Here is a 21,967-nt window from a genome sequence, read left to right as displayed (position 1 = left end):
GGCGTGGTTATTCGGCCGTGATGACTTGACGGCGCCTATTTGACGCCGAGGATGTCGACGACGAAGACGAGGTCGCCGGTGGCGTCGCCCTGGCCCTGGTCACCGTAGGCGAGGGCCTTGGGGACCACCAGCAGGACGCGGGAGCCGACGGTCTTGCCCGTCAGGCCCTGCGTCCAGCCCTTGATGACGCCGGTGAGCGGGAAAGTCGCCTTCTGGCCGCGGTCAAAGCTGGAATCGAACACCTTGCCACTGGCCAGGGCGACTCCGACGTAGTTGACGGTCAGGGTGTCGGTCCCCTTGACCTCCTGGCCCTTGCCCTTGATGAGGTCCTGGGCGACGAGTGCTGTCGGGGCGGGGACGCCGGCGACGGAGATCTCGGGGACGCCCTTGTCGTTGTCCTTGACGGTCGGCAGGCCGGCCGGCGGCGTCACGGCGTCGCCCTCGGGCTTGTCCAGGACCGGCGGAGCGTCCTTGGCGGAAAGCACTTTGACGATCAGCAGCTGGGTGGGCTTGGCCTCAGCGCCCTCGGCGGCGGCCTGTCCGGGGACGGCGAGGGCCAAGTGGGAACCGACCTTGGCGCCAACGAAGGCGTTATAGATCACGGCGCTGCTGGTCTTGAGCTGGTCGTTCAATTCGAGCGGCTCGGGATCGTTCGGGTAGGTGTCTTCCATTGTGGTGCCGTCGGTGCCGTTGAACGCCACGATCGAGATCTCTGCGATCTGGTTCGCCTTGACCCTGTCGCCGCTGCCTTCGCTGACGACCTTGATGGTGGGTTCCTTGACATCGAGGGGCTTGGTGAAGTCGACACCCGGAGCTTTCTTGTCGCCATTCTCCGTCAGCTTGAGGGAGTCCAGCTTCGCGGTCTCGCCGGCGGACTGGCTCGTGGGTTCCGGGGCTGCTGCCGGCGGTGTGCCGCCGCAGGCGGTCAGGAGCAGCAGTCCGGGAAGAAGAATTGCTAGTAGTCGGCGCACTTAGAAACTTTCGTCGGGGCAGTGTGGACTCAATGCCGGACAGTTGCCCGTGGCAATGAAAGGGGTGGCCGCCAGGCGGCCCCTCTCCAGAATAACGTGGAAAGCTGGCAATCAGCCCATAGAGTCCAAAAGGGCATCCACGCGCTCGTCCACACTGCGGAACGGATCCTTGCACAAAATCGTCTGGTGGGCGCGGTCGTTGAGCTTCAGATGGACCCAGTCCACGGTGTAATCCCGGCCGAGCTCCTGGGCACGGCGGACGAAGTCGCCGCGGAGTTTGGCGCGCGTCGTCTGCGGCGGAGCCTCCACCGCGTCCTTGATCGCGGTGTCATCCGCCACCCGCCGCGTTGCGCCGCGTGCCTGCAGCAGGTAGAAGAGTCCGCGGCTGCGGGAAATGTCGTGATACGTCAGGTCCAGCTGCGCGATCCGAGGCGCATCCAGGCTCAGCCCGTGCCGTGCACTGTAGTTGTCCATGAGCTTCTTCTTGATGGCCCAGTCAACCTCGGTGTCGATGGTGCTCGTGTCTCCGCTCTCGATCGCGTCGAGGGTGCGTCCCCAGAGATCCAGGATCAACGGCACATGCGCGTTGTGGGCACCGTGTTCGGCGACGAAGGCCGTGACCTTGCCGAGGTATTCCCGCTGGATCTCCAGTGCCGTCAGCTGGCGTCCGTTGGCGAGGCGCACGAGGGCCCGGCCGCTGAGGTCGTGCGAGATCTCCCGGATGCTCCGGATGGGGTTCTCCATCCGCATGTCGCGCATGATCACTCCGGCCTCGATCATCCGCAGAATCAGGTCCACGGTGCCGACCTTGAGCAGCGCGGTGGTCTCGGACATGTTGGAGTCGCCGACAATGACGTGGAGGCGCCGGTAGAACTCGGCGTCCGCATGCGGCTCGTCCCGGGTGTTGATGATGGGCCGGGACCGTGTGGTGGCGGACGAAACGCCCTCCCAGATGTGGTCCGCGCGCTGCGAGAAGGCGAACGTGGCTCCGTGCGGGGTCTTCAGGATCTTGCCGGCCCCGGCGATCAGCTGGCGGGTCACGAGGAACGGAATGAGGATCTCTGCGAGCCGGGAGAACTCACCGCGGCGCGGGATCAGGTAGTTCTCGTGACTGCCGTAGGAGTTCCCCGCGGAGTCCGTGTTGTTCTTGAACAGGTACACCGTGCCGTTGAAGCCTTCGGCGGCGAGCCGTTCCTGGGCTTCGTCCACGAGGTCGCACAGGATCAGCTCCCCGGCCCTGTCGTGGGCGATCAGCTGGGCGAGGTCGTCGCATTCGGCCGTGGCGTACTCGGGGTGGGACCCGACGTCGAGGTACAGGCGGGAGCCGTTGGTGAGGAAGACGTTGGAGGACCGTCCCCAGCTGACCACCTTGCGGAAGAGGTAGCGGGCCACTTCCTCCGGGGCCAAGGGCCGGGATTCCGGGCTCGAATAGGAGATTCCGAATTCGGTTTCGATACCGAAAATACGCTTGTCCATCTCAGTTCTCCTCAGCAAGCAATGCCACTATGTCGGCGTCCTCGAGCCGGCGGAAGGCGCGGCGCGTGCCCCGGCTGCTTTCCGAGCCGCGGTCCAGCACCGCAACCTCCACTGCCGACGCCGGCAGGGCGGCGGTTTCCTTGTCCGCCACGAGGCCCGCCAGGGCGAGCCGGATGGCTCCGGCGAAGTCGAGTTCGCCCTGCCAGCCCGCTTCGACGGCCTCGGAGACCTTGTCGGCCTGTCCGCCCATGACGATGAATCCCTGTTCGTCGGCGATGGACCCGTCGAATGTCAGCCGGTACAGGTGGTCCGCCTCCTGGAGGGGGCCCACTTCGGCCACGGCGAGCTCCACTTCAAAGGGCTTCTGCTCGGCCGTGAAGACCGCTCCCAGGCTTTGCGCGTAGACGCTGGCCAGTCCCCTTGCGGTCACGTCCTCGCGGTCATACGAGTAGCCGCGGACGTCCGCGTACCGCACCCCGGCCTGGCGCAGGCTCTCGAACTCGTTGTACTTGCCGACAGCGGCGAACGCGATCTTGTCGTAGATTTCGCCGATCTTGTGGAGCGACGGTGACGGATTTTCCGCCACGAGCGCAATCCCGTCGCGGCAACTGATTACCACCACCGAGCGTCCCCGTGCGATGCCTTTCCGTGCGAAGTCCGCACGGTCCTTCATCAGCTGTTCCGGCGATACATAAAACTGCTGGGTCATCTCAGGCCTCCCGCTGGGCGACGGCCCTGGATGCGATGACGGTCTCCGCCACCGCAGCGAGCTCGCGTTCCGGGACCCGGAACGCTCCCGAGCGGTTCACGATGTACACGACCGGCCAGAGCTGCCGGACAGGGTCCGGGCCGCCCGTGGCCGAGTCGTCGTCGGCGGCGTCGTACAGCGCCTCGACGGCGACGGCGACGGCGTCCTGCTCGGAGAGGTTGGGGCGCCAGAGTTTCTTCAGGGCCCCGCGGGCGAACATCGAGCCCGACCCCACGCTATGGTGTTCCTGCTCCTCGTACCGGCCGCCGGTGACATCGTAGGAGAACAGCCGTCCGAGTCCGGCCGGCCGGTCGAAACCGGCGAACAGCGGGACGACGGCAAGCCCCTGCATGGCCATCGGGAGATTGCTGCGGATCATGGCACCGAGCCGGTTCGCCTTGCCGTCCAGGCTCAGCAGCGTTCCCTCGATCTTCTCGTAGTGCTCCAGTTCAACCTGGAACAGCCGGGTGATGTCGAGGGCGATCCCGGCCGTCCCGGCGATGCCCAACACAGAGTACTGGTCGGCCGGGAACACCTTTTCGATGTGCCGGCTCGCGATCACGTTGCCCATGGTGGCCCGCCGGTCCCCCGCCATCAGCACCCCGCCGGCGTAGGTCATCGCGACGATCGTCGTGCCGTGCGGCACTTGCAGGTGCGGCGCGGGAGGGCCGGCGATCGCTGCGGCAGGCAACTGGTTGAAAGGCAGTAAGTCGGGACGTTCGCGTTGCAGGTGCTCGGTGAATGAGGACGTCGCGTTGGCCGCTACCTGGTTGGTTGTTGTTTCCTGCACTGACGCTCTCCCTCAACGTGGTGGATCAACGACACTTCCGGCCCCTGGCCCCTCCCGCCGTCCTCCGGCGGCCGGCGGCGCCCCTACTGGCCGCCCTTCTGGACGAAAGCGCGGACGAACTCCTCGGCGTTGGATTCCAGCACGCCGTCGATCTCATCGAGGAGATCGTCGACGCCCTGGGTGGCTCCGGACGCCTGCGCTTCGGCGGGGGCCGGCGGCGCGGCGGGGACGTCCTCGTCAACCTCGGTGTCCCGCGACTGCGGCTGCTGCTGCTCCTGGCCTGCCATTGTTTTCTCCTTACTGTCCGTCCCTTTTCTCCTAAGGGACATCCTGTAGCAATAGTGCCACGCCGGGTGCCTCCGCGGGGGTCTTTGTTCCTATGAACCCGGGCTGAGCCCGAGGAGTTCTGCCAGGAACGGCCCGGCCTCACGGTGCCGGGCAAACAGACCCCCGGTGAGGGCCTCGGTTCCCCGCAGCGGCTCGCGCGTGGGGACCCGCTGAAGCCGCCCGCGGCCGGGAACATCGAAGATGACGGAGTCCCAGCTGGCCCCCACCAGATCGGTCCCGAAGCGGCTGACACAGCGCCCGCGGAAGAACGCGCGCGTGTCCGACGGCGGTTCCGTCACCGCACGTGCGATCGCGGCGTCGTCGACGATCCGCTGCATCCGGTCGCGGGCGAGCAGCCGGTAGTAGAGTCCCTTTTCGGGCCGGATGTCGGCCCATTGCAGGTCGATGAGGCCAAGGCGCGCATTGTCCCAGCCGAGGCCGTCCCGCTGCCGGTAGCCCTCCAGAAGGGACAGCTTGGCCAGCCACTCCACCGAGGAAGCGGCCCCCGTCCGGTCGCCGCCCAGTTCGGTCAGCGTGGCAGACCAGCGTTCGAGTACTTCGTGGGTGTGCCCGTCACCGTCCACCGCGTCCGCGACACCGGCGTCCTGGGCGTGCTTCGCGGCGGCCTCGTAGTAAATCCACTGCAGGTCCAGTGCCGTTATCCGGCGTCCGTCGTGCAGCCGCAGCGTGGCCGTGAGGGAGGTGTCGTGGCTGACGGCCTGCAGGGCCGCCACCGGTTCGTGGACCTCAATCCGCGGCGCCAGGCCGGCCTCGATGAGGCTCAAGACCATCGCGGTTGTGCCGAATTTCAGGTAGTTGGACGCCTGGCTGAGGTTGGCGTCGCCGATGATGACGTGGAGCCGGCGGTACTTGTCCGCCGTGGCGTGGGGCTCGTCGCGGGTGTTGATGATGGGGCGCCGGATCGTCGTCTCGAGTCCGACCTCGGTCTCGAAAAAATCGGCGCGCTGGCTGATCTGGTAGCCGGGCCGGGAGCTGTCCTGCCCCATGCCCACGCGGCCGGCACCGCAGATGATCTGCCGGGTGACGAAGAACGGCGTCAGCCCGCGGACGATGTCCCCGAACGGCACCGCGCGGGGCATCAGGTAGTTCTCGTGGGAGCCGTAGGAGACCGACTTGTTGTCAGTGTTGTTCTTGTAGAGATTGATGGGCGGCAGGTCCGGGTCCGCGGCGAGGCGGCGCACTGCCGCCAAAGCCACGAGGTCCCCGGCGGCGTCCCAGGAAACTGCATCGCGCGGATTCGTGACCTCCGGGCTCGAATACTCCGGGTGGGCGTGGTCGACGTACAGCCGTGCCCCGTTGCCGAGGACCATGTTCATGAGGAGGGAGCCGGACTCGTCCTCCCCGTCGGCCTCCAGCTCCTGGCGCCCATAGGCGAGGGCCACCGCCTCAGCGTCAAGGACGGGAGGTAAGTCCGTGAGCTGTCCGGGTGAGGCCGCGCTCCGCTCCAGTGTCCAGCCGCGGGCATCATGCAGCGGCTCCTCGTCGGTGTAATCCCACCGGGTTTCGGCCCCGCCGGCGGCGCGCTGCCGCGTCACCTGCGCGTACGCCTGGATCACCCGGGCAGACATCATGGTGGCGTTGGCTCCGGGTGCGGACGGCGCGTGGATTCCGTACTCGGTCTCCGAGCCCATCACCCTCATCGCCCCGCCCGCAGGCAGGCCGCCGGCGGCGTCGGCCGGCTTGCCGGGGACAACAGCGGTCACAGGTACTGGCCCGTGCTGGGCATCGTCTCGATGGACTTGCCGGGCTCCTGGCCCGCCTTGCCCTGGACGATGGTGCGGATGTAGGTAATGCGCTCGCCCTTTTTGCCTGAGATCCGTGCCCAGTCATCCGGGTTGGTGGTGTTCGGCATGTCCTCGTGCTCACGGAATTCGTCAACTACGGCACGCAGCAGATGGTCGATCCGCAGGCCCTTCTGCCCGATGGTCAGCAGGTCCTTGATGGCGTATTTTTTGGCCCGGTCCACCACGTTCTGCACGACGGCACCGGAATTGAAGTCCTTGAAGTAGAGCATCTCGGTGTCGCCGTTGGCGTACGTCACCTCGAGGTATTCGTTGGACTTTTCGGTGGAGTACATGGCTTCGACGGTCCGCTGGACCATGGCATCCACGGTGGCCTGGACATCGCCGTTGTGTTCGGCGAGATCGGTCACGTGGAACGGAAGATCCCTGGTGATGTACTTGTTGAAGATGTCCGCGGCGGCCTCGGCGTCGGGGCGCTGGATCTTTACCTTGACGTCCAGCCGGCCCGGACGCAGGATGGCCGGGTCGATCATGTCCTCCCGGTTGGAGGCGCCGATTACGATCACGTTGTCCAGCCGCTCCACGCCGTCGATCTCGCTGAGCAGCTGCGGGACAATCGTTGTCTCGACGTCGGAGGAGATGCCGGTGCCACGCGTGCGGAACAGCGAATCCATTTCATCGAAGAACACCACCACAGGGCTGCCCTCGGACGCCTTTTCGCGGGCGCGGGCGAAGATCAGCCTGATGTGCCGTTCCGTTTCGCCGACGTACTTGTCGAGGAGCTCGGGGCCCTTGATGTTCAGGAAATAGCTCTTCATGTCGGTCTTGCCGGCACGCTCGGCGGCCCGCGCGGCGAGGGAGTTCGCCACGGCCTTGGCGATCAGGGTCTTGCCGCAGCCAGGCGGTCCGTAAAGCAGGATGCCCTTGGGCGCCTTCAGCCCGTGCTCGCGGTACAGGTCCGGATGCAGGAACGGGAGTTCGACGGCGTCGCGGATCTGCTCGATCTGCGGTCCAAGACCGCCGATGTCCTGGTAGGTGATATCGGGCACTTCTTCCAGGACCAGGTTCTCCACTTCGGAGCGCGGAATCTTCTCCAGTGCGTAGCCGGTGCGGGAGTCGATCGAGAGGGCGTCGCCGACGCGGAGTTTCTGGGCCAGGAGTGCGCCCGAGAGGCGGATGACGCGTTCCTCGTCGGCCCGCCCGACGACGAGGGCGCGGTCCGGACCGAGCATCTCCTTGAGCGTGACGAGGTCCCCCGCCCGCTCGTAGCCGAGACCGGCCACGACCATCAGGGCTTCGTTGAGGAGGACCTCCTGGCCGACCGCGAGCTGGTTGAGGTTCACCAGCGGACTGACCCCGACACGCATCTTCCGCCCGGCGTTGAAGATGTCCACGGACTCCTCGGTGGCAGCCTGTCCGCTGTTGCCGGCGGACGCCTGGCGCTTGGGGTTAACCTGAAGGATCGTGCCGAAACTGTAGGGCGGCTGGCCTTCCTGGTCGAGGGCGTTCTTGAGCCGCAGGATTTCGGCTTTTGCGGTCTCCAGCATGCCGACCAACTTGGAGTTGTTCTGCGTCGCGGCAGCGAGCTGGCGGTCAATATGCCTGAGCTTGTCCCTAAGGATGTTGACCTGTCGCTCTGCCACGGACAGTTCGTTGGCCGCGTAGCGGTCACCGTCGGTGGCTGAGGGCCAGCCCTCGCCTTGGCCGGCATCCGCCCGCGCGGCTGTGGCCGCTGCGTCGTCCGCCGGTGTGCGGCCCGGGTCAGTGTTCGGAGTGTCCATCGTGCATCAGCCCCTTCCTGCTCTTCTATTAAGACCTTAGCCCCAAGAAGGCGGGTGCCGGTGGAGACATCCGAAATATGCTGGCTAGTTCGTTACCTCCGGGGCGTCCACGACGTTCGTCCCGGCAATGGCGTCGCGCGCGGCGCGGCGGAGCTTCTTGTCCGAGACGGCCCGCTCCCCCACTGCCCCGGGCGTCCAGGCGTTGACGTCCTCTTCGTTGAAGTCCGTCTTGGACGGGCGGCGCTTCATGGAGATGCCCGTGACGCCGTCTGCGAGGCGACGGGTGACGAGCAGGAAGCCGGTGTGGGCCACCATCCGGTGGTCGGGCCGCACGGCCAGGCCCTCAAGGTGCCAGCCGCGGACCATGGATTCCCAGGCGTCGGGCTCGGTGAAGCGGCCGTCGGCGCGGATGGCCTCGGCGGTGCGGGACAACTGCGTCACAGTGGCGACATAATTGATCCAGACGCCGCCCGGGGCCAGGACGGTTGCGACGGCGTCGAGGCACTCCCAGGGGGCGAGCATGTCCAGGACCACGCGGTCCACGGAAGCGGGAGCCTCCGTCCGGACGACTTCCTCCTGGAAATCGCCGAGGGAGATTTTCCACGCCGGGTGCGGTCCGCCGAAGATCGTCTCGACGTTGCCACGGGCGATGTCCGCGAATTCCTCGCGGCGTTCAAAGGAGTGCAGGTAGCCGTTGTCCCCCACCGCACGCAGCAGCGAGATGGACAGTGCGCCGGAGCCGACCCCGGCCTCGACGACGCGTGCGCCCGGGAAGATGTCAGCCATGGTGACGATCTGTCCGGCGTCCTTGGGGTAGACCACCGCTGCGCCGCGGGGCATCGAAAGCACGAAGTCCGAGAGGAGCGGCCGCAGGGTCTGGTACTGCTGGCCGACGTTGTTCACGACGACGGAGCCGTCGGGCTTGCCGATGATCTCGTCGTGGTTCAGGAAGCCGCGGTGCGTGTGGAAGGCACCGCCTACTTCTAGGCTGATCGTGTTCATGCGGCCGCGCTCGTCGGTGAGCTGCACGCGCTCGCCTTCACGAAACGGGCCGCGGCGGCGGGTCGCTCCCACCGGCGCCGTACCGGCGGCCGGCACGGCGGCTGCTCCGGTGGCGGGGCTGGCCGGTGCCGTGGCGGCGGCCTGGCTGGTGTTGGCGGCGGTGTCGCTGCTCATGACGATGTTCCTCACTCCTGTAACGCTCTGTGGCCGCAAATCTTCCGGCGGGCACCGGTCCTTGCGTGTGGGGCCGGAATTCACGACCGGCACGTAACTCTACCGGTTCCGGCCCTGGTTGGGGCCTTCGCCCGGGTTGCCACGGTGGCTGCGGGGCTGTTTTCAGGCGTTGGCCGGCCCGCGACTGCCGTTGCCTGGACCCTTCCCGGTGATGGCGTTGAGAACGGTGGACTGGCGGAGCAGGCCGGTGACCGCCCCGTCCCGGTCCACCACTGCGTACTCCTGGCCTTCCAGCTGGGCCAGGTACTGGACCAGTTCCTGGCCCTGGGACCATTCCGGAACGTAGGCGCCGGCGCCAAGGGCGTAGGACACCGCGGTGACAGGGGTCACCGCGACAGCGGACGCAGGAACGCTCGCGGCAGCCCCAGCGTCCACGATTGCCACTGGGCGGCCGTCCGGGCCGCACAGCACGACCGCCGGGGTCCCGGCCGGAGCCAGGGCAAGGGCGTCTGCGACCGTCGCGGATTCGGGCAGGCCCACGGCGGGCTCGGCGAGGGCCGCTGCGTCCACGAGGTGCAGCCGGCTCCGCAGCCGTGCCTGCTGGATCGAGGCCGTCGCGCCCATCCAGAGGAAACTGCCGACCAGAACCGTGATGAGGATGAAGGAAACGTCCGGGAGCCCCCCGCTGAGCAGGGGCAGCACCACAAACCAGAGGGCAAGGGCGATGACGATGATCCTGCCGCCCCAGCCTGCGGCTATGGTGCCCTTTTCCTGGCTGCCGGTCGCCTTCCACACGGCGGATTCGACGAGCCTTCCGCCGTCCAGGGGAAGGCCCGGCAGTACGTTGAAGATGCCGATCAGCAGGTTGGCCCACACGAAGATGTTGGCCAGGATGTCAGCGACGCCGCTGAGACTTCCGGTGGACACCAACAGCCAGCCGCCGCCTGCGAGCACGAAGTTCGCTGCCGGTCCGGCCATGGCCACCAGTACCGACCGGCCCGGGGATGCGGTGAAACTCTCGAACTGGGTGTGGCCGCCCCAGAGATTGAGGACGATTTTCTGGGTGGGCCAGTGGTACATTTTGGCGGTCAGCGCATGGGCGAGCTCGTGCACCAGCACGGATATCAGGAGCAGCACGGCGTACGCGAACGCCACCAGGTAGGCCGTGAGGCCGAGGCGGGGATTGTTGTGCTGGAGAACGGGCCCGTAGACGATAACGGTGAACGCCGCGATCACGAACCAGGAATACGCGAGGATTACCGGGATCCCCGCGATGCGTCCCAGCGGGATTCCCTCTTTGCGGGTGGACAGGCGCTGGCCGGGCTGCCCCTGGGTCTCGGTGTCAGTCAACGCCGTTGCTCCCCGTGACGGCACTTGCCAGCCCGAATGTCGCGTCCGGGAACTCGTGACGCAGGGCCACCAGCTCTTCAAGGTCGGCCACGGTGCGGCCCGCCAGGGTGTCCCAGGTGGCGCGGCGGGGATCGTCCGGGAGCGGCATGATGTGCGGAATGGCGACCGTCACGACGCCCGAAGTCACCGCTGCGGCGACTCCCGGCTCGGAGTCTTCAAGCGCCACACACTCGTCCAGCGTTAGTCCCGGATCCTGTTGTTGAAGCAGTTCCACGGCCTTGAGGTAGGCCTCGGGATGGGGCTTGCCGTTGGTGACGGTGTCCCCGGTGACGAGAAAGTCGAAGTACGGCTTTGGCAGACTGGCAACAATCTCGCGGGCAAGGGGGGCCTCGGACATGGTCACGAGGGCGCAGCGGACTCCGGCGGAGTGGAGCTCGTCGAGCAGCTCCCGCGCCCCGGGCCGCCACGGTACGGCGATCCGTACCCGGCTGATGACGTGAGCGGTGAGGGTGTCGATGATTTCGCGGCGCTCCAGCTTCACGCCGGCGTCCTGCAGGATCCCCGCGGAAAACATGAGGGACTGGCCCACGAGCTGCATGGCCTTGGCATGTGACCACTCTCCGCCGTGGGCGGCGACGAGGTCGTGTTCAGCCTCGATCCAGTACGGTTCCGTGTCGACGATGGTGCCGTCCATGTCCCAGAGCGCAGCTTTGAGAAGTGGCCGGGAAGCTGAGGATCGCATGCGTCCAGTCTACGGTGAAGCGCCCGCCCGCCGTCCGGACTACGCCACTGGCGAATATCAGGTGGCCGGGCGCCGCCGCCGGCACCCACGAGCGGCACGGTTGCGGCATGCGGGCAGAGATTTGCCGACTTGCGGTGCTTCATTCCCTGCACGGGCCCGCCCCTTGGAAGTAGGGTGATGAGATGAATAGCTTCGAGGGAGACCCCACGGAACCAGGCGCCGTCCCCGAGCCGGAGCGGCTGCTGCAGCCGGTTCCCGAGGGGCGGCGCATTACGGTGATGATGGCCGCGTTTGAGGGCTGGAACGACGCCGGCGAGGCCGCGAGCGACGCCCTGCGCTATCTGAACAAGCTGTGGGGCGGCAAGAAGGTCGCGACGATCGACGCCGATGAGTACTACGACTTCCAGTTCACACGGCCGACGATCCGCCGGACCGCCTCGGGTGACCGGAAGATCAAGTGGCCCTCCACACGTATCTTCAAGGCCAGCGTTCCGGACTCCAACGTGGACGTGATCTTTGTGCAGGGCACGGAGCCGTCCTATAAGTGGCGCGCTTATACGGCCGAGCTCCTCGTGCATGCGGAAGCGCTGCACGTCGACGACGTGATCCTGGTCGGCGCCCTCCTCGCGGACGTGCCGCACAGCCGCCCCATCCCCGTCAGTACGTCAACGGACGACAACGCCCTGCGTGAGCGGATGGACCTGGAGGCGTCGCAGTATGAGGGCCCGGTCGGAATCGTCGGCGTGCTCGGCGAGGTGGCGCTGCTGGCAGGTTTGCCCACGGTGTCGCTCTGGGCGGCCGTACCGCACTACGTGGCCCAGGCGCCCTCCCCGAAGGCACAACTTGCGCTCTTGCACCGGATCGAGGAGCTGCTGCAGGTCCCCCTGGACACCCAGGAGCTCGTGGAGGAATCGGACGCGTGGGAACGCGGTGTCGACGAGCTGGCTACGGAGGACCCGGAAATTGCGGCCTACGTGCGCCAGTTGGAGGAGGCAAAGGACACCGCCGACCTCCCGGAGGCAAGCGGCGAGTCAATTGCGCGCGAATTCGAGCGCTACCTCAAACGGCGGGGCAAGGACAAGCCCTCGTAAACGGGCTTGCGCAGGGCTGGCCCGCCGGCCCGCCTGGAATGCGATCCGGCGGGCCCCGGATTTCGATTTAGAGTTCGACGCCGAGCAGGGCGTTGACGGCGTCGCCCACCAGGGCCGCGTCCGTGGACGAGCCGGAAACCGTGCCGGTGTGCTCCAGCGCTGCTTTCGCCCAGGCGTCGACGGCGGCCAGCGCCGCGGGGGCGTTCAAATCATCGGACATTTCGGCCCGCAGCCGGGCGATGAGCCCGCCGGCGGAACCCGCGGGGGCCGCAGCCAGGGCGGAGCGCCACGTCTGGAGCCTTTCCTTGGCTTCGTGGAACCCGGCATCGGTCCAGGACCAGTCCGAACGGTAGTGATGCGCCAGGATGGCCAGCCGGATGGCGGCCGGATCTTCGCCTGCGGCCCGGAGCCGCGAAACGAGCACCAGGTTGCCCTTGGACTTGCTCATCTTTTCGCCGTCGAGGCCCACCATCCCGGCGTGTGCAAAGTGGCGGGCAAGCGGGACGCCGGCCAGCGAATAAGCGTGTCCGGCGCCCATCTCGTGGTGCGGGAAGATGAGGTCGGATCCGCCGCCCTGGACGGTGAACGGTGCCGGCAAATATTTCTGCGCGATGACGGTGCATTCGATGTGCCAGCCGGGCCGCCCCTCCCCCAGTTCGCCGCCGGGCCAAGAGGGCTCGCCCTCGCGGGCGACACGCCACAGCAGCGGGTCAAGCGCCTGGCGCTTCCCGGCGCGTCCCGGGTCGCCGCCGCGTTCGGCGAAAAGTTCCAGCATTTCGGCGTCGGACAGGCCCGAAACGGAGCCGAGCGTCCATGCGTCGGCAGCGGCGCCTGCGAAGCCGACAGCGTTCGCGGAGTGCTTGCCGGCGGCTTCGACATCGTAGTAGACATCGCCGTCGGGTTCGCCGGCGGCACCGGCGACCCTGTAAGCCAGGCCCTGGTGGAGGAGGCGCTCGATCGCGGGCACGATCATCGGCACGGCTTCAACGGCACCGACGTAGTGGTCCGGGGCCAGGACGTTGAGGGCTTCCATGTCCGTCTGGAACAGCTCGATCTGGCTTGCCGCGAGGTCCCGCCAGTCCACGCCGGTCGCCGTCGCGCGTTCGAGCAGGGGGTCGTCGACGTCGGTCACGTTCTGGACATAGGCAACCTGCTGCTTGCCGTCCCGCCAGGCACGGTTGAGCAGGTCGAAGGCGACGTAGCTGGCCGCGTGCCCCATGTGCGTGGCGTCGTAGGGGGTGATGCCGCAGACGTACATGGACTGCTCACCCGCTGCCTCCAGGGTGACGACGCGGCCTTTGACGGTGTCAAAGAGGCGCACGGCAGGCATGCTGCCCGGGAGTTGGGGAACAGGGCGGGATATCCAGGACTTCACAGCCCAAGCCTAGTGCTAGGCACTGATGACATTGAAACCGAGCAGCAGGTACAGCGCCAGGCCTGCGAAGATCCGGTACCAGACGAAGAGGCGGTAGCTGCGGGTTGAGACGTACTTCAGGAACCAGCCGATGATGACGTAGCCCACAGCGAAGGCGATAACTGTGGCCAGAGCGGTTTCCGGCAGCCCGTACGGTCCGGTGATCCCTTCCTTGGTGAGGACTTTGTAGAGCTCGTAGAGGCCGCTGCCGAAGACGGCCGGGATCGCGAGCAGGAAGGAATAGCGTGCCGCGGCTTCCCGGGTGTAGCCCATGAGCAGACCGGCCGTGATGGTGCCGCCGGAGCGGGATACGCCCGGGATGAGGGCCATGGCCTGGGCCAGCCCGTACAGGATTCCGTGTTTGTAGGTGAGCTTGGAGAGGTAGCGCTCCTGGCGCCCCACGGCGTCGGCGACCGCCAGGATCATGCCGAACACAATGAGCGTGGTGGCCACGATCCACAGGCTGCGGAGCACCGATTCGATCTGGTTCTGGAACAGCAGGCCGAGGATGATGATCGGCAGGCTGCCCAGGATGACCAGCCAACCCATGCGGGCGTCCGGATTCTGCCGGGACACCTTGCCGGTAAGGGAGCCGAACCATGCCCTGACGATCCGGACGATGTCATGCCAGAAGTAGACGATGACCGCCGTCTCGGTTCCCAGTTGGGTGATGGCGGTAAATGCCGCTCCCGGATCTGAGCCGTTGGGAAAGAACGAGCCAACAATCCGCAGATGGGCGCTTGAGGAAATCGGGAGGAATTCGGTCAGTCCCTGCACAAGGCCCAGCAGGGCCGCTTCAAACCAGTTCACGTTTATAGACCCTACGTTATGAACGCCTCCGAATCCCCGTAAGCTTGCTGACATGCAGCAGCGTTATGTCGGCAACAGTGGTTTGCGCGTGTCCGCCCTCTCCCTTGGCACCATGTCCTGGGCCCGTGAGACCGATGAGCAGGATGCCTCCGGGCTGCTGCGGACCTTTGTCGACGGCGGCGGTTCCCTGATCGACACGGCAGCGTCCTACGCCGACGGCCAGGCGGAAGCCATGCTTGGCGGGATGCTCGGCGATGTCGTCGCGCGCTCCGAAGTGGTGATCTCCACCAAAGCCGGACTTTCGACGTCGGACGGGCGCCGGAGCGTTGACACGTCCCGTAACGGGATGCTCTCCGGCCTGGACGCAAGCCTTGCACGGCTGGGCACTGAGTACGTGGACCTCTGGTTCGCCCATGCCTGGGACCCCAACGTGCCGCTGGACGAAACGCTGTCCGCGCTGGAGTACGCCGTACGTTCGGGCCGGGCCCGCTATGCCGGTGTTTCGAACTTCAATGGCTGGCAGACGGCCAAGGCGGCAGCGGTTGCCGGTTTCCCCTTGGTGGCGAACCAGTCCGAATATTCGCTGCTGCACCGCACGCCGGAAATCGAGCTGATTCCCGCGGTCGAGGATGCCGGACTGGGCCTGATGGCGTGGGGGCCCCTGGGGCGCGGCGTCCTGAGCGGAAAATACCGGGGCCACATCCCCGCCGATTCGCGTGCCGCCCACCAGCGGCTCGCCGGTTACGTGGAGCCTTACCTCGAGGGGCCCGCCTCCAGTGTGGTCGAAGCAATCGCGATGGCCGCAAAAGGACTGGGCAGGACGTCACTGGACGTCTCGCTGAGCTGGCTGCTCTCCCAGCACGGGGTTGCCACGGCCATCGTGGGCGCCCGGACGCCCGTTCAGCTCAAGGAGATTCTCGAGTCCACGCTCGCGCCGCTGCCGCCGGAAATTGCGCAGGCGCTGGAAGACGTGTCCAGCCCGGCCTGACGCAGGCGCTGGAATATAGCTAGTTCTGCTCGGATTCCTGGAGGATCTCGAGGTCTTCCTCGTCGTCGACGTCCTCTTCCTCGTCGTCGTCGCTGTCGTCGTCGATCACTTCGAGCGGCGTGACCTCCCCGTACGCTTCGTACAGGGAGTCGTCGTAGACTTCAAAGGCGTCGGCAACGGCAAAGAAGGCCGCCTCGACCGCCGGGTCCCCCTCGCCGCGGCGCGCCGCGGCGGCAGCCAAGTGTTCTTCCAAAGCGGCGGTCAGGGACTCAAGCGCGACACGCGGATCGATGCTCATGACTTCACGTTAGCCGGAAAAGGACGAAAATGGAGAGCAATGAAGGAACATTTTCTGAGCAGTTCAGTCCAGCGGGAACGGGACTATGTGAAGCAGTACGAGTACCTCGTACTGACGGTGGGGCCTGAGGATTCCCTGCCCGACGCGCGCCGCAGGCTCGTGGAACATTCCGAGTACGGCAAGTGGGAACTGGAGCGCAGCGTCCTGTATCTCGGCGGCGGACGCCGCTTCTGGCTGCGCCGGAAAGTGATTCAGGTCCAGCGGACCGTCTAGGGCGTTTCCAGCGGCCCCAGCCACGCATTGGCCACCGTATTATGCGCCGATTCGTCGTCGGACGGGTGGAACATTCCGGCCAGCACGTCCCGGTACAACCTCTCCAGTTCGGAACCGTGGAAGTAGCTTGATCCGCCGGAGACGCGGATGGCGAGGTCCACCACCGACCGTGCGGTTTCGGTCGCCCTGACCTTGAGTCCCACCAGCCTGGGGAACCACTGGCTGCCGTGCTCGGCCAGTTCGTCCACGTCCGAGGCCACGCGGGAGAGCTGAGGGCAGAGCGCGTCCATGGCCATCGCCGCTTCCGCCACCTTCCACCGGATATCCGGATCCTGCGCGTAGCTGCGGCCGCCGCTCTTGAACGAGGTCCGGCGTTTGGCGGCCTCAACGCCCAGCGCGAAGGCCCGTTCGCCGATGCCCGTGTAGACCGCCGCCAGGAGCGTCTCAAAGCAGGCGAAGATTGCAAAGACCAGCGGGTCCGCATTCGGGCCTACGGGCAGTTTCCTGAAGATCCGCTCCGCCGGTACGACGGCGCCGCGCAGCACGGTCGTATTGGACTGGCTGGCCCGCATGCCGAGCGTGTCCCAGTCCTGCAGGATCTCGTAGCCGGGGGTGTCCCGGGTCATGAAGCCGTGCACCAGCTCCCCCTCGCCGTCCCGGGCCGAGGCATCCCTTCCGAAAATCCCCAGCCTCGTCCACGCCGGGGACAGGCTCGTAAAGATCTTGCGGCCCGTGAAGCTGTAGCTGCCGTCCGGCAGCGGGATCGCCTCCGTCCGCGAGTCGAACAGCACGGAGTCGTTGCCCGCCTCCGAATTCCCGAACGCGAACACCTCCCCCTGTGCGGCCTCGCGGAGGACGAAATCCAGCGAGGAGTCGCCCCTGGCCGCCAGGACGTGCGCGACACCGGTCCACACCAGGTGCATGTTGATGGCCAGTGCGGTGGCCGGCGCCGCCGTCGCCAGCCGCCGCTGCAGCTGTGCCGCGTCGGCGAGCCCGAGGCCCAGACCGCCGTCGTATGCCGGCACGAAGATCTTCAGATAGCCGGCAGCGGCGAGTTCCGCCAGGTCTTCATGGAAGAACGCGTTGGCACGGTCGTAGCCGGCGGCCCGGCCGCGGATCCGTTCCAGCAGGGGTCCGGTCAGGATCTCTTCAGGTGTCACGGTCTATGTTCCGGCTCCGTCAGTGGCTGGACTCAGTAGTTGGTCAGCAGGGTGTCCAGGACCCGCGCGCCGAACTTCAGGGAATCGGCCGGGACGCGCTCGTCGACGCCGTGGAACATTCCGGTGAAGTCGAGCTCGTCCGGAAGCATCAGCGGGGCGAAACCGTAGCCGGTGATGCCAAGCCTGCTCAGGGACTTGTTGTCCGTGCCGCCCGAAAGCGTGTACGGCAGGACCTTGGCCCCGGGATCCTCGGCGTGCAGGGCGTCGATCATCGAATCGACGAGATTGCCGGCAAACGGCACTTCCAGGGAGACGTCCTGGTGGACGTAGCTGATATCGACGCCTGTGCCCGCGAGCTCGCGGACGATCTCCAGGACCTGCTGCTCCTGCCCGGGCAGCGTGCGGCAGTCCACGAGGGCTTCGGCCGATTCGGGAATGACGTTGTGCTTGTAGCCGCCCTTGAGCAGTGTGGGGTTCGTGGTGTTCTGCAGCGTCGCCCCGACGAAGCGGGCCACCGTGCCCAGTTCCTTGAGGATCTTGTCGGGATCGTCCGGATCGAATTCGACGCCGGTGAGTTCGGTCACGCCGTCGAGGAACTGCCTCGTGGTGGGCGTCAGTTCAATCGGCCATTTGTATTCCCCGATGCGCGCGACGGCGCCGGCCAGCCGCGTCACGGCGTTGTCCGTGTTGATCTGGGAGCCGTGGCCGGCGCGGCCGTGGGCGACGAGGCGCAGCCAGGACAGGCCTTTCTCAGCGGTCTGCAGCAGGTAGGTGCGCTGGCCGCCGATCGTGGCGGAGAACCCGCCGACCTCGGAGATCGCCTCGGTGGCTCCTTCAAAGAGTTCGGGCCGCTTCTCGACGGCGTAGCGGGCCCCGTAGGTGCCGCCGGCTTCCTCGTCGGCGAAGAACGCGAAGATGATGTCGCGCTTGGGCTTGCGGCCCGTGCGGGCGAAGTTGCGCAGTACGGAGAGGATCATGGCGTCCATGTCCTTCATGTCCACGGCGCCGCGGCCCCAGATCAGGCCGTCCTTGAGTTCGGCGCCGAAGGGATCCACGGACCACTGCTCGCGGAGTGCCGGGACAACGTCCAGGTGTCCGTGCACAACCAGGGCGCTCGCCGAGGGGTCCTCCCCTGCCAGCCGGGTGACCACACTCGCCCGTCCAGGGGCGGCTTCGAAAATTTCGGCGTCCAGCCCTACCTCTGCCATGAGCCCGGCGGTGTATTCAGCAGCCGCGCGCTCCCCCGGACCGGAACCGTCCCCGTAGTTCGATGTGTCGATGCGGATCAGTTCCTGGCAGATCCTGACAACTTCGTCCTCGGGCCTGATTTCAGTCATGTGCAGCTCCTCGTGGATGCGGGTCATTTGCTGGCTTCAGCCTACCCACAAGCCCCGATTATTTGTTTCCGGAAAGTTCGTGCTAGAGTCTTTCTCGCTGCTTCGGAGAAATCCAAAACGCTGAAAGGCGAGAGGTTCACCGAATTACCACCTGCGCGGGTGGCGGAATGGCAGACGCGCTAGCTTGAGGTGCTAGTCCTCGAAAGGGGGTGGGGGTTCAAGTCCCCCTCCGCGCACTGAAAAACCCCGGTTTTCCGGGGTTTTTTTGTGCCCAAAAACTGGGCACCAACGGGTTCGACATCGGCGCCCCCAAAAGCATCCGCCGTCCCGATGAGCTCCTCACCACCCACGCCGACGCACCGGGCACCAGTATTGCGCGCATTCTCGAACGCGTCGGTCGCCGCCACGGCAAGCTGTTGGGCGCCGTGGTGCACCGCCTCTTTGCGCCGCTCATAGAATTCCTGCTCCGCCTCAGGCACGCCCGGCGGGTTCTGGGAGTTGGCACCGGAGTCCGGATAAGTCAACGGCTTGCCGCGGCCTGCTGGTTCAGGATGGGGAAATCGTTGCGACTGCGCAGCACTTCGGCAGGGCAGGACCGGCTGACCTCTGCCCATTGTGCGTCGTTAAGCCTGACAAGATTCGGAGGCTCCCGCGCTCGAGAAATATTGGCTTAATTCTTCCACGGCGGGACCCGGCCGAAGAAATGATGCGACTGGTCCCCATTTCCGCCTCCGGCCGCCATGGCCCCACGGGCGCGGGCATCCGCCGAACCCGTCGCGCGCCGCCTGCATCCGGCTTCGTGTCCAGGGCTATAGTCAGCACCACTGGCTGTGTACGATACTGGTCACTGCCCGTGACGTGGCAGAGTTCGGATGACGCCGAAGGCCTCGTCGAATGTGGCGATTATCGAGGGAGAGCAAACATGTCCGAACCGGGTCAGGCTCCGAGAGTCAGGGTGCGCACCACCGGCATCGTAGTCGCCGCCGTCGTGCTGGCCGCCCTGATAGTACTGCTGATTTTCACGCAAGGCAGCCCCGGCGCGGGCCGGCCCGACGCTCAGAGCACCCCTTCGCAGTCTGCGGCGCCCCCGACGGCGCCCGGCTCTGCTGCTGCGGCCCCCGCCGCAAAGCCCTCGGCGGCCCCGTCGGCAAGCGCTACCCCCGCTGTTGCTGTGCCGGCCCCCGTCGAGGCTTCGGCGGCCGAGAACGCCACTGCGTACGTGGGCAGGACGGCCGCGGTGCTTGCCACGGTGACCCCGCCGCCTGAGGCCGAACTCTCTGCGTTGGCCACCGGCTCCGCCTACGACTCCCTGATGGCAAGAACCAGCGAGTTCAAGGCCAACGGCTGGCACCTCGACGGCAAGCCGGAAGTGGTATCAACTGAGGTGGTCGGCTACCAGCCGAGCGCACAGCCGCCGACCGTCACCCTCAACGTTTGCATCGATTCCTCGGCCGTTTCCGTGCTGACGAATGACGGAGCGACGGTCCAGAAAGGCAGCGCCAAGGACCGGTCCTTGAATGTCATGACGCTGGTGCAGTCCCCGACGCAGACGTGGCGTGTCAGCCAAGTGACCTTTCCGGACAACCCGGTCTGCTGATTCCCTGAGGCGCCCGACGGCGGGCACCCTGCCCTGCGATAGCCCGGCCGGCAGCCCAGGCAGACCGACAGCAGGCCCAACCCCGCTGGCCGTCGCTGCCCTGCGATAGCCCGGCCGGCAGCCCAGGCAGACCGACAGCAGGCTCAACCCCGCTGGGCGTCGCTGCCCTGCGATAGCCCGGCCGGCAGCCCAGGCAGACCGACAGCAGGCCCAACCCCGCTGGCTGTCGCTGCCCTGCGATAGCCCGGCCGGCAGCCCAGCCAGACCGACAGCAGGCCCAACCCCGCTGGGCGTCCGGGACAGCGACATTCCCCTCATCCACATAGAGACGGACCCGCCGGCTGCTGGTACAGCTGCCGACGGGTCCGTCTGTCGCTCATAGCGGGGGATCCCCCGCTGCGGCTCAGGGCTGCTTGGTCATCGTAGCCTTGAGGTCGAAGCTGATATCGGGTGTCGAGTGGTAGTTCAGATGAGTCTCCACCGCGATGGTGTTGATGCCGGCCACCAGCACGGACAGCGGCACGTTGATGGACAGCGGCGCCGCGTTGGCTTTGGCTGTGCTGGGCGCGGCTGACGCGTACGTTGAGAACGTCACCGCCCCGGCGGGCATATTCTGCCGGGCAACCTCCGTTCCGTTGACGTACACCACCACCCCGTCGTCGGCCACAGTGTTCAGCGTCAGCTTCGAGACCTTGGCGAGGTTGTCCACATTGAACTGATCGAGGAAGTACGCTGCCAGCGGCCGGCTGATGGCTGGCGGGGGAACATCGACGTTCGTTCCCAGGCCCGTTGAGCCGAACCCGAGAACCGCGGTGCCGATCTTCCAGGAGGAAGCATCAAAGCCGTTGTTCTTCCACGCGGCATCCGGCGCCGTTGACGCGAAGCGCCAGCTCCACGAAGACTTCGCCGGCACCACGACCACATCCACCGGTCCCGTCACCGAGGTGACCGTCACCGGAGCCGTTGCCACACCGGTCGCACCCTTGTTATCCGTAGCTGTGAGCGTGACCGTGTATGTCCCCGCGGCGGCGTAGGTGTGAGTGGCCGTTGCACCTGTCCCGGTGGTGTTGTCACCATAATTCCAGGCATATGATGCCACCGTCCCGTCAGGATCGGCCGATGTGGACCCGTCCAACGAAACTCCCAGTCCCGAAACCGTCGAGGTGAATTTGGCGACCGGGGCCTGGTTCGGCACCGTCCCGCCGACCGTTTCAATGGCGCTCAGGTCGAAGCTGACGTCGGCCGTAGCATGGTAGTTCAGATGCGTCTCGACGGCGATGGTGTTGGCCCCGTTCCGCAGCAGGAACACCGGCACATCCATCGTCACCGGGCTGGCCGCGGCCACCGAGGTGCGAGGTGCACTCGATGCGTAGGTATTGAACGTCACGGTGCCGGCAGGCATATTGGTCCTGCCCACTTCGGTTCCGTTGACGTACACCACCACGCCGTCGTCGGCGACCGTCTTGAGCGTCAGCTTGGAAACGCTGGCTGCGTTATCCACCGTGAATGTCTTGATGAAGTAGGCAGCAAGCGGTCGCGTGCTGGTTCCGGTGCTGACATCGACATTCGTACCCAGTCCCGTGGAGCCGAAGCCCAGGACGCCGTTTCCGGTCTTCCAGGACGAAGCGTCGAAGCCTTGTCCCTTCCAGTCGGCCGGAGGTGCGGTGGCTTCGTAGCGCCAGCTCCACGCGGATTTCGCCGGAACAGCCACCACGTCCACCGGTGCCGGTGCCGTCACTGTCACCTGATCGGTCTTCTCGCCCGTCGCGYTCTGGTTATCCGTCACGGTGAGCTTCACCGTGTAGGTTCCCGCAGCCGCGTAGGTGTGGGTCGCGGTCGCACCCTGGCCAACGGACCCGTCTCCGAAGTCCCAGG

General features: G+C 66.5%; 20 protein-coding genes, 1 tRNA gene and 1 pseudogene. 5 read left to right on the top strand and 17 right to left on the bottom strand.

Annotated elements, in window-relative coordinates:
* Window positions 1-35 precede the first annotated feature (35 nt).
* The 10 genes from AC1DCZ_RS16920 to AC1DCZ_RS16875 all read right to left on the bottom strand — a co-directional run bounded on the left by AC1DCZ_RS16920 (window position 36) and on the right by AC1DCZ_RS16875 (window position 11,124).
* Window positions 36-971 (bottom strand): FKBP-type peptidyl-prolyl cis-trans isomerase, encoded by a 936-nt coding sequence (locus tag AC1DCZ_RS16920; protein WP_476975630.1) that lies wholly within the window; start codon window positions 969-971, stop codon window positions 36-38.
* 111 nt (window positions 972-1,082) lie between these two features.
* Window positions 1,083-2,447, bottom strand: a complete 1,365-nt coding sequence (pafA, locus tag AC1DCZ_RS16915; protein ID WP_476895495.1) for a Pup--protein ligase — start codon at window positions 2,445-2,447, stop codon at window positions 1,083-1,085.
* A gap of 1 nt (window position 2,448) precedes the next feature.
* On the bottom strand, window positions 2,449-3,156 hold the full coding sequence (gene prcA / locus AC1DCZ_RS16910; protein WP_476895494.1) for a proteasome subunit alpha: 708 nt from the start codon (window positions 3,154-3,156) through the stop codon (window positions 2,449-2,451).
* A 1-nt stretch (window position 3,157) separates the two neighbouring features.
* Window positions 3,158-3,985, bottom strand: coding sequence for a proteasome subunit beta (gene prcB / locus AC1DCZ_RS16905; RefSeq protein ID WP_476975629.1), 828 nt, complete (start codon window positions 3,983-3,985; stop codon window positions 3,158-3,160).
* 83 nt (window positions 3,986-4,068) lie between these two features.
* The gene (locus AC1DCZ_RS16900) at window positions 4,069-4,272 is read right to left on the bottom strand and encodes a ubiquitin-like protein Pup (RefSeq protein WP_476895492.1); all 204 of its coding nucleotides are present in this window, start codon (window positions 4,270-4,272) and stop codon (window positions 4,069-4,071) included.
* A 90-nt stretch (window positions 4,273-4,362) separates the two neighbouring features.
* Window positions 4,363-6,036, bottom strand: coding sequence for a depupylase/deamidase Dop (gene dop / locus AC1DCZ_RS16895; protein ID WP_476975628.1), 1,674 nt, complete (start codon window positions 6,034-6,036; stop codon window positions 4,363-4,365).
* The gene (gene arc, locus AC1DCZ_RS16890) at window positions 6,033-7,856 is read right to left on the bottom strand and encodes a proteasome ATPase (RefSeq protein WP_476975627.1); all 1,824 of its coding nucleotides are present in this window, start codon (window positions 7,854-7,856) and stop codon (window positions 6,033-6,035) included. The genes dop and arc overlap by 4 nt, the downstream gene beginning before the upstream one ends.
* Window positions 7,857-7,940: 84 nt before the next feature.
* Window positions 7,941-9,032, bottom strand: a complete 1,092-nt coding sequence (locus tag AC1DCZ_RS16885) for a tRNA (adenine-N1)-methyltransferase (protein ID WP_476975626.1) — start codon at window positions 9,030-9,032, stop codon at window positions 7,941-7,943.
* Between the two features lie 162 nt (window positions 9,033-9,194).
* Window positions 9,195-10,382, bottom strand: a complete 1,188-nt coding sequence (locus tag AC1DCZ_RS16880; RefSeq protein WP_476975625.1) for a site-2 protease family protein — start codon at window positions 10,380-10,382, stop codon at window positions 9,195-9,197.
* Window positions 10,375-11,124, bottom strand: a complete 750-nt coding sequence (locus AC1DCZ_RS16875) for an HAD family hydrolase (protein WP_476975624.1) — start codon at window positions 11,122-11,124, stop codon at window positions 10,375-10,377. The genes AC1DCZ_RS16880 and AC1DCZ_RS16875 overlap by 8 nt, the downstream gene beginning before the upstream one ends.
* A 182-nt stretch (window positions 11,125-11,306) precedes the next feature.
* On the opposite strand from AC1DCZ_RS16875, the gene AC1DCZ_RS16870 reads away from it, so the two are divergent.
* On the top strand, window positions 11,307-12,215 hold the full coding sequence (locus AC1DCZ_RS16870; RefSeq protein WP_476975623.1) for a PAC2 family protein: 909 nt from the start codon (window positions 11,307-11,309) through the stop codon (window positions 12,213-12,215).
* A gap of 67 nt (window positions 12,216-12,282) precedes the next feature.
* Here AC1DCZ_RS16870 and mshC read toward each other — a convergent pair whose 3' ends face one another.
* Entirely contained in the window at window positions 12,283-13,590 is a 1,308-nt protein-coding gene (mshC, locus tag AC1DCZ_RS16865) for a cysteine--1-D-myo-inosityl 2-amino-2-deoxy-alpha-D-glucopyranoside ligase (RefSeq protein ID WP_476975622.1), read from the bottom strand.
* A gap of 15 nt (window positions 13,591-13,605) precedes the next feature.
* Window positions 13,606-14,439: an undecaprenyl-diphosphate phosphatase gene (locus tag AC1DCZ_RS16860; protein WP_476895484.1), complete on the bottom strand. Its 834-nt coding sequence runs from the start codon at window positions 14,437-14,439 to the stop codon at window positions 13,606-13,608.
* Between the two features lie 52 nt (window positions 14,440-14,491).
* On the opposite strand from AC1DCZ_RS16860, the gene AC1DCZ_RS16855 reads away from it, so the two are divergent.
* Window positions 14,492-15,427: an aldo/keto reductase gene (locus tag AC1DCZ_RS16855; RefSeq protein ID WP_476975621.1), complete on the top strand. Its 936-nt coding sequence runs from the start codon at window positions 14,492-14,494 to the stop codon at window positions 15,425-15,427.
* 19 nt (window positions 15,428-15,446) lie between these two features.
* On the opposite strand, the gene AC1DCZ_RS16850 is transcribed toward AC1DCZ_RS16855, so the two are convergent.
* A complete protein-coding gene (locus AC1DCZ_RS16850) occupies window positions 15,447-15,725 on the bottom strand; it encodes a hypothetical protein (RefSeq protein WP_476895482.1) in 279 nt (92 codons plus the stop codon).
* 39 nt (window positions 15,726-15,764) lie between these two features.
* Between AC1DCZ_RS16850 and AC1DCZ_RS16845 the strand changes: the two genes are divergently transcribed.
* The gene (locus AC1DCZ_RS16845) at window positions 15,765-15,998 is read left to right on the top strand and encodes a DUF5703 family protein (protein ID WP_476975620.1); all 234 of its coding nucleotides are present in this window, start codon (window positions 15,765-15,767) and stop codon (window positions 15,996-15,998) included.
* Here AC1DCZ_RS16845 and AC1DCZ_RS16840 read toward each other — a convergent pair.
* Window positions 15,995-17,158, bottom strand: coding sequence for an acyl-CoA dehydrogenase family protein (locus AC1DCZ_RS16840; protein ID WP_476975619.1), 1,164 nt, complete (start codon window positions 17,156-17,158; stop codon window positions 15,995-15,997). The genes AC1DCZ_RS16845 and AC1DCZ_RS16840 overlap by 4 nt on opposite strands.
* A gap of 32 nt (window positions 17,159-17,190) precedes the next feature.
* Entirely contained in the window at window positions 17,191-18,495 is a 1,305-nt protein-coding gene (locus tag AC1DCZ_RS16835) for a M20/M25/M40 family metallo-hydrolase (RefSeq protein ID WP_476975618.1), read from the bottom strand.
* Between the two features lie 153 nt (window positions 18,496-18,648).
* Here AC1DCZ_RS16835 and AC1DCZ_RS16830 point away from each other — a divergent pair.
* Window positions 18,649-18,731, top strand: a tRNA-Leu gene (locus AC1DCZ_RS16830).
* A 162-nt stretch (window positions 18,732-18,893) separates the two neighbouring features.
* Here AC1DCZ_RS16830 and AC1DCZ_RS16825 read toward each other — a convergent pair.
* Window positions 18,894-19,109: pseudogene (locus AC1DCZ_RS16825) on the bottom strand (cysteine desulfurase); the annotation flags it as partial.
* A 308-nt stretch (window positions 19,110-19,417) separates the two neighbouring features.
* On the opposite strand from AC1DCZ_RS16825, the gene AC1DCZ_RS16820 reads away from it, so the two are divergent.
* A complete protein-coding gene (locus AC1DCZ_RS16820) occupies window positions 19,418-20,092 on the top strand; it encodes a hypothetical protein (RefSeq protein WP_476975617.1) in 675 nt (224 codons plus the stop codon).
* Between the two features lie 403 nt (window positions 20,093-20,495).
* Here the strand turns inward: AC1DCZ_RS16820 and AC1DCZ_RS16815 are convergent.
* Window positions 20,496-21,967 (bottom strand): PKD domain-containing protein (locus AC1DCZ_RS16815; RefSeq protein WP_476975616.1); only part of this gene is annotated, 1,472 nt, incomplete at its 5' end.

The organism is Arthrobacter sp. 10N418 (assembly GCF_056394725.1).
Note: the sequence above shows the minus strand (reverse complement) of the source record. Positions and strands in the feature narration are given on the sequence as shown.

Bases quoted from the DNA above. Each gene is read 5' to 3' on its own strand.
- arc (WP_476975627.1), bottom strand. From the start codon at position 7,856: ATGGACACTCCGAACACTGACCCGGGCCGCACACCGGCGGACGACGCA.
- pafA (WP_476895495.1), bottom strand. From the start codon at position 2,447: ATGGACAAGCGTATTTTCGGTATCGAAACCGAATTCGGAATCTCCTAT.
- AC1DCZ_RS16820 (WP_476975617.1), top strand. From the start codon at position 19,418: ATGTCCGAACCGGGTCAGGCTCCGAGAGTCAGGGTGCGCACCACCGGC.
- AC1DCZ_RS16845 (WP_476975620.1), top strand. From the start codon at position 15,765: ATGAAGGAACATTTTCTGAGCAGTTCAGTCCAGCGGGAACGGGACTAT.
- AC1DCZ_RS16855 (WP_476975621.1), top strand. From the start codon at position 14,492: ATGCAGCAGCGTTATGTCGGCAACAGTGGTTTGCGCGTGTCCGCCCTC.
- AC1DCZ_RS16870 (WP_476975623.1), top strand. From the start codon at position 11,307: ATGAATAGCTTCGAGGGAGACCCCACGGAACCAGGCGCCGTCCCCGAG.
- AC1DCZ_RS16835 (WP_476975618.1), bottom strand. From the start codon at position 18,495: ATGACTGAAATCAGGCCCGAGGACGAAGTTGTCAGGATCTGCCAGGAA.
- AC1DCZ_RS16850 (WP_476895482.1), bottom strand. From the start codon at position 15,725: ATGAGCATCGATCCGCGTGTCGCGCTTGAGTCCCTGACCGCCGCTTTG.
- AC1DCZ_RS16900 (WP_476895492.1), bottom strand. From the start codon at position 4,272: ATGGCAGGCCAGGAGCAGCAGCAGCCGCAGTCGCGGGACACCGAGGTT.
- AC1DCZ_RS16885 (WP_476975626.1), bottom strand. From the start codon at position 9,032: ATGAGCAGCGACACCGCCGCCAACACCAGCCAGGCCGCCGCCACGGCA.
- prcA (WP_476895494.1), bottom strand. From the start codon at position 3,156: ATGACCCAGCAGTTTTATGTATCGCCGGAACAGCTGATGAAGGACCGT.
- AC1DCZ_RS16875 (WP_476975624.1), bottom strand. From the start codon at position 11,124: ATGCGATCCTCAGCTTCCCGGCCACTTCTCAAAGCTGCGCTCTGGGAC.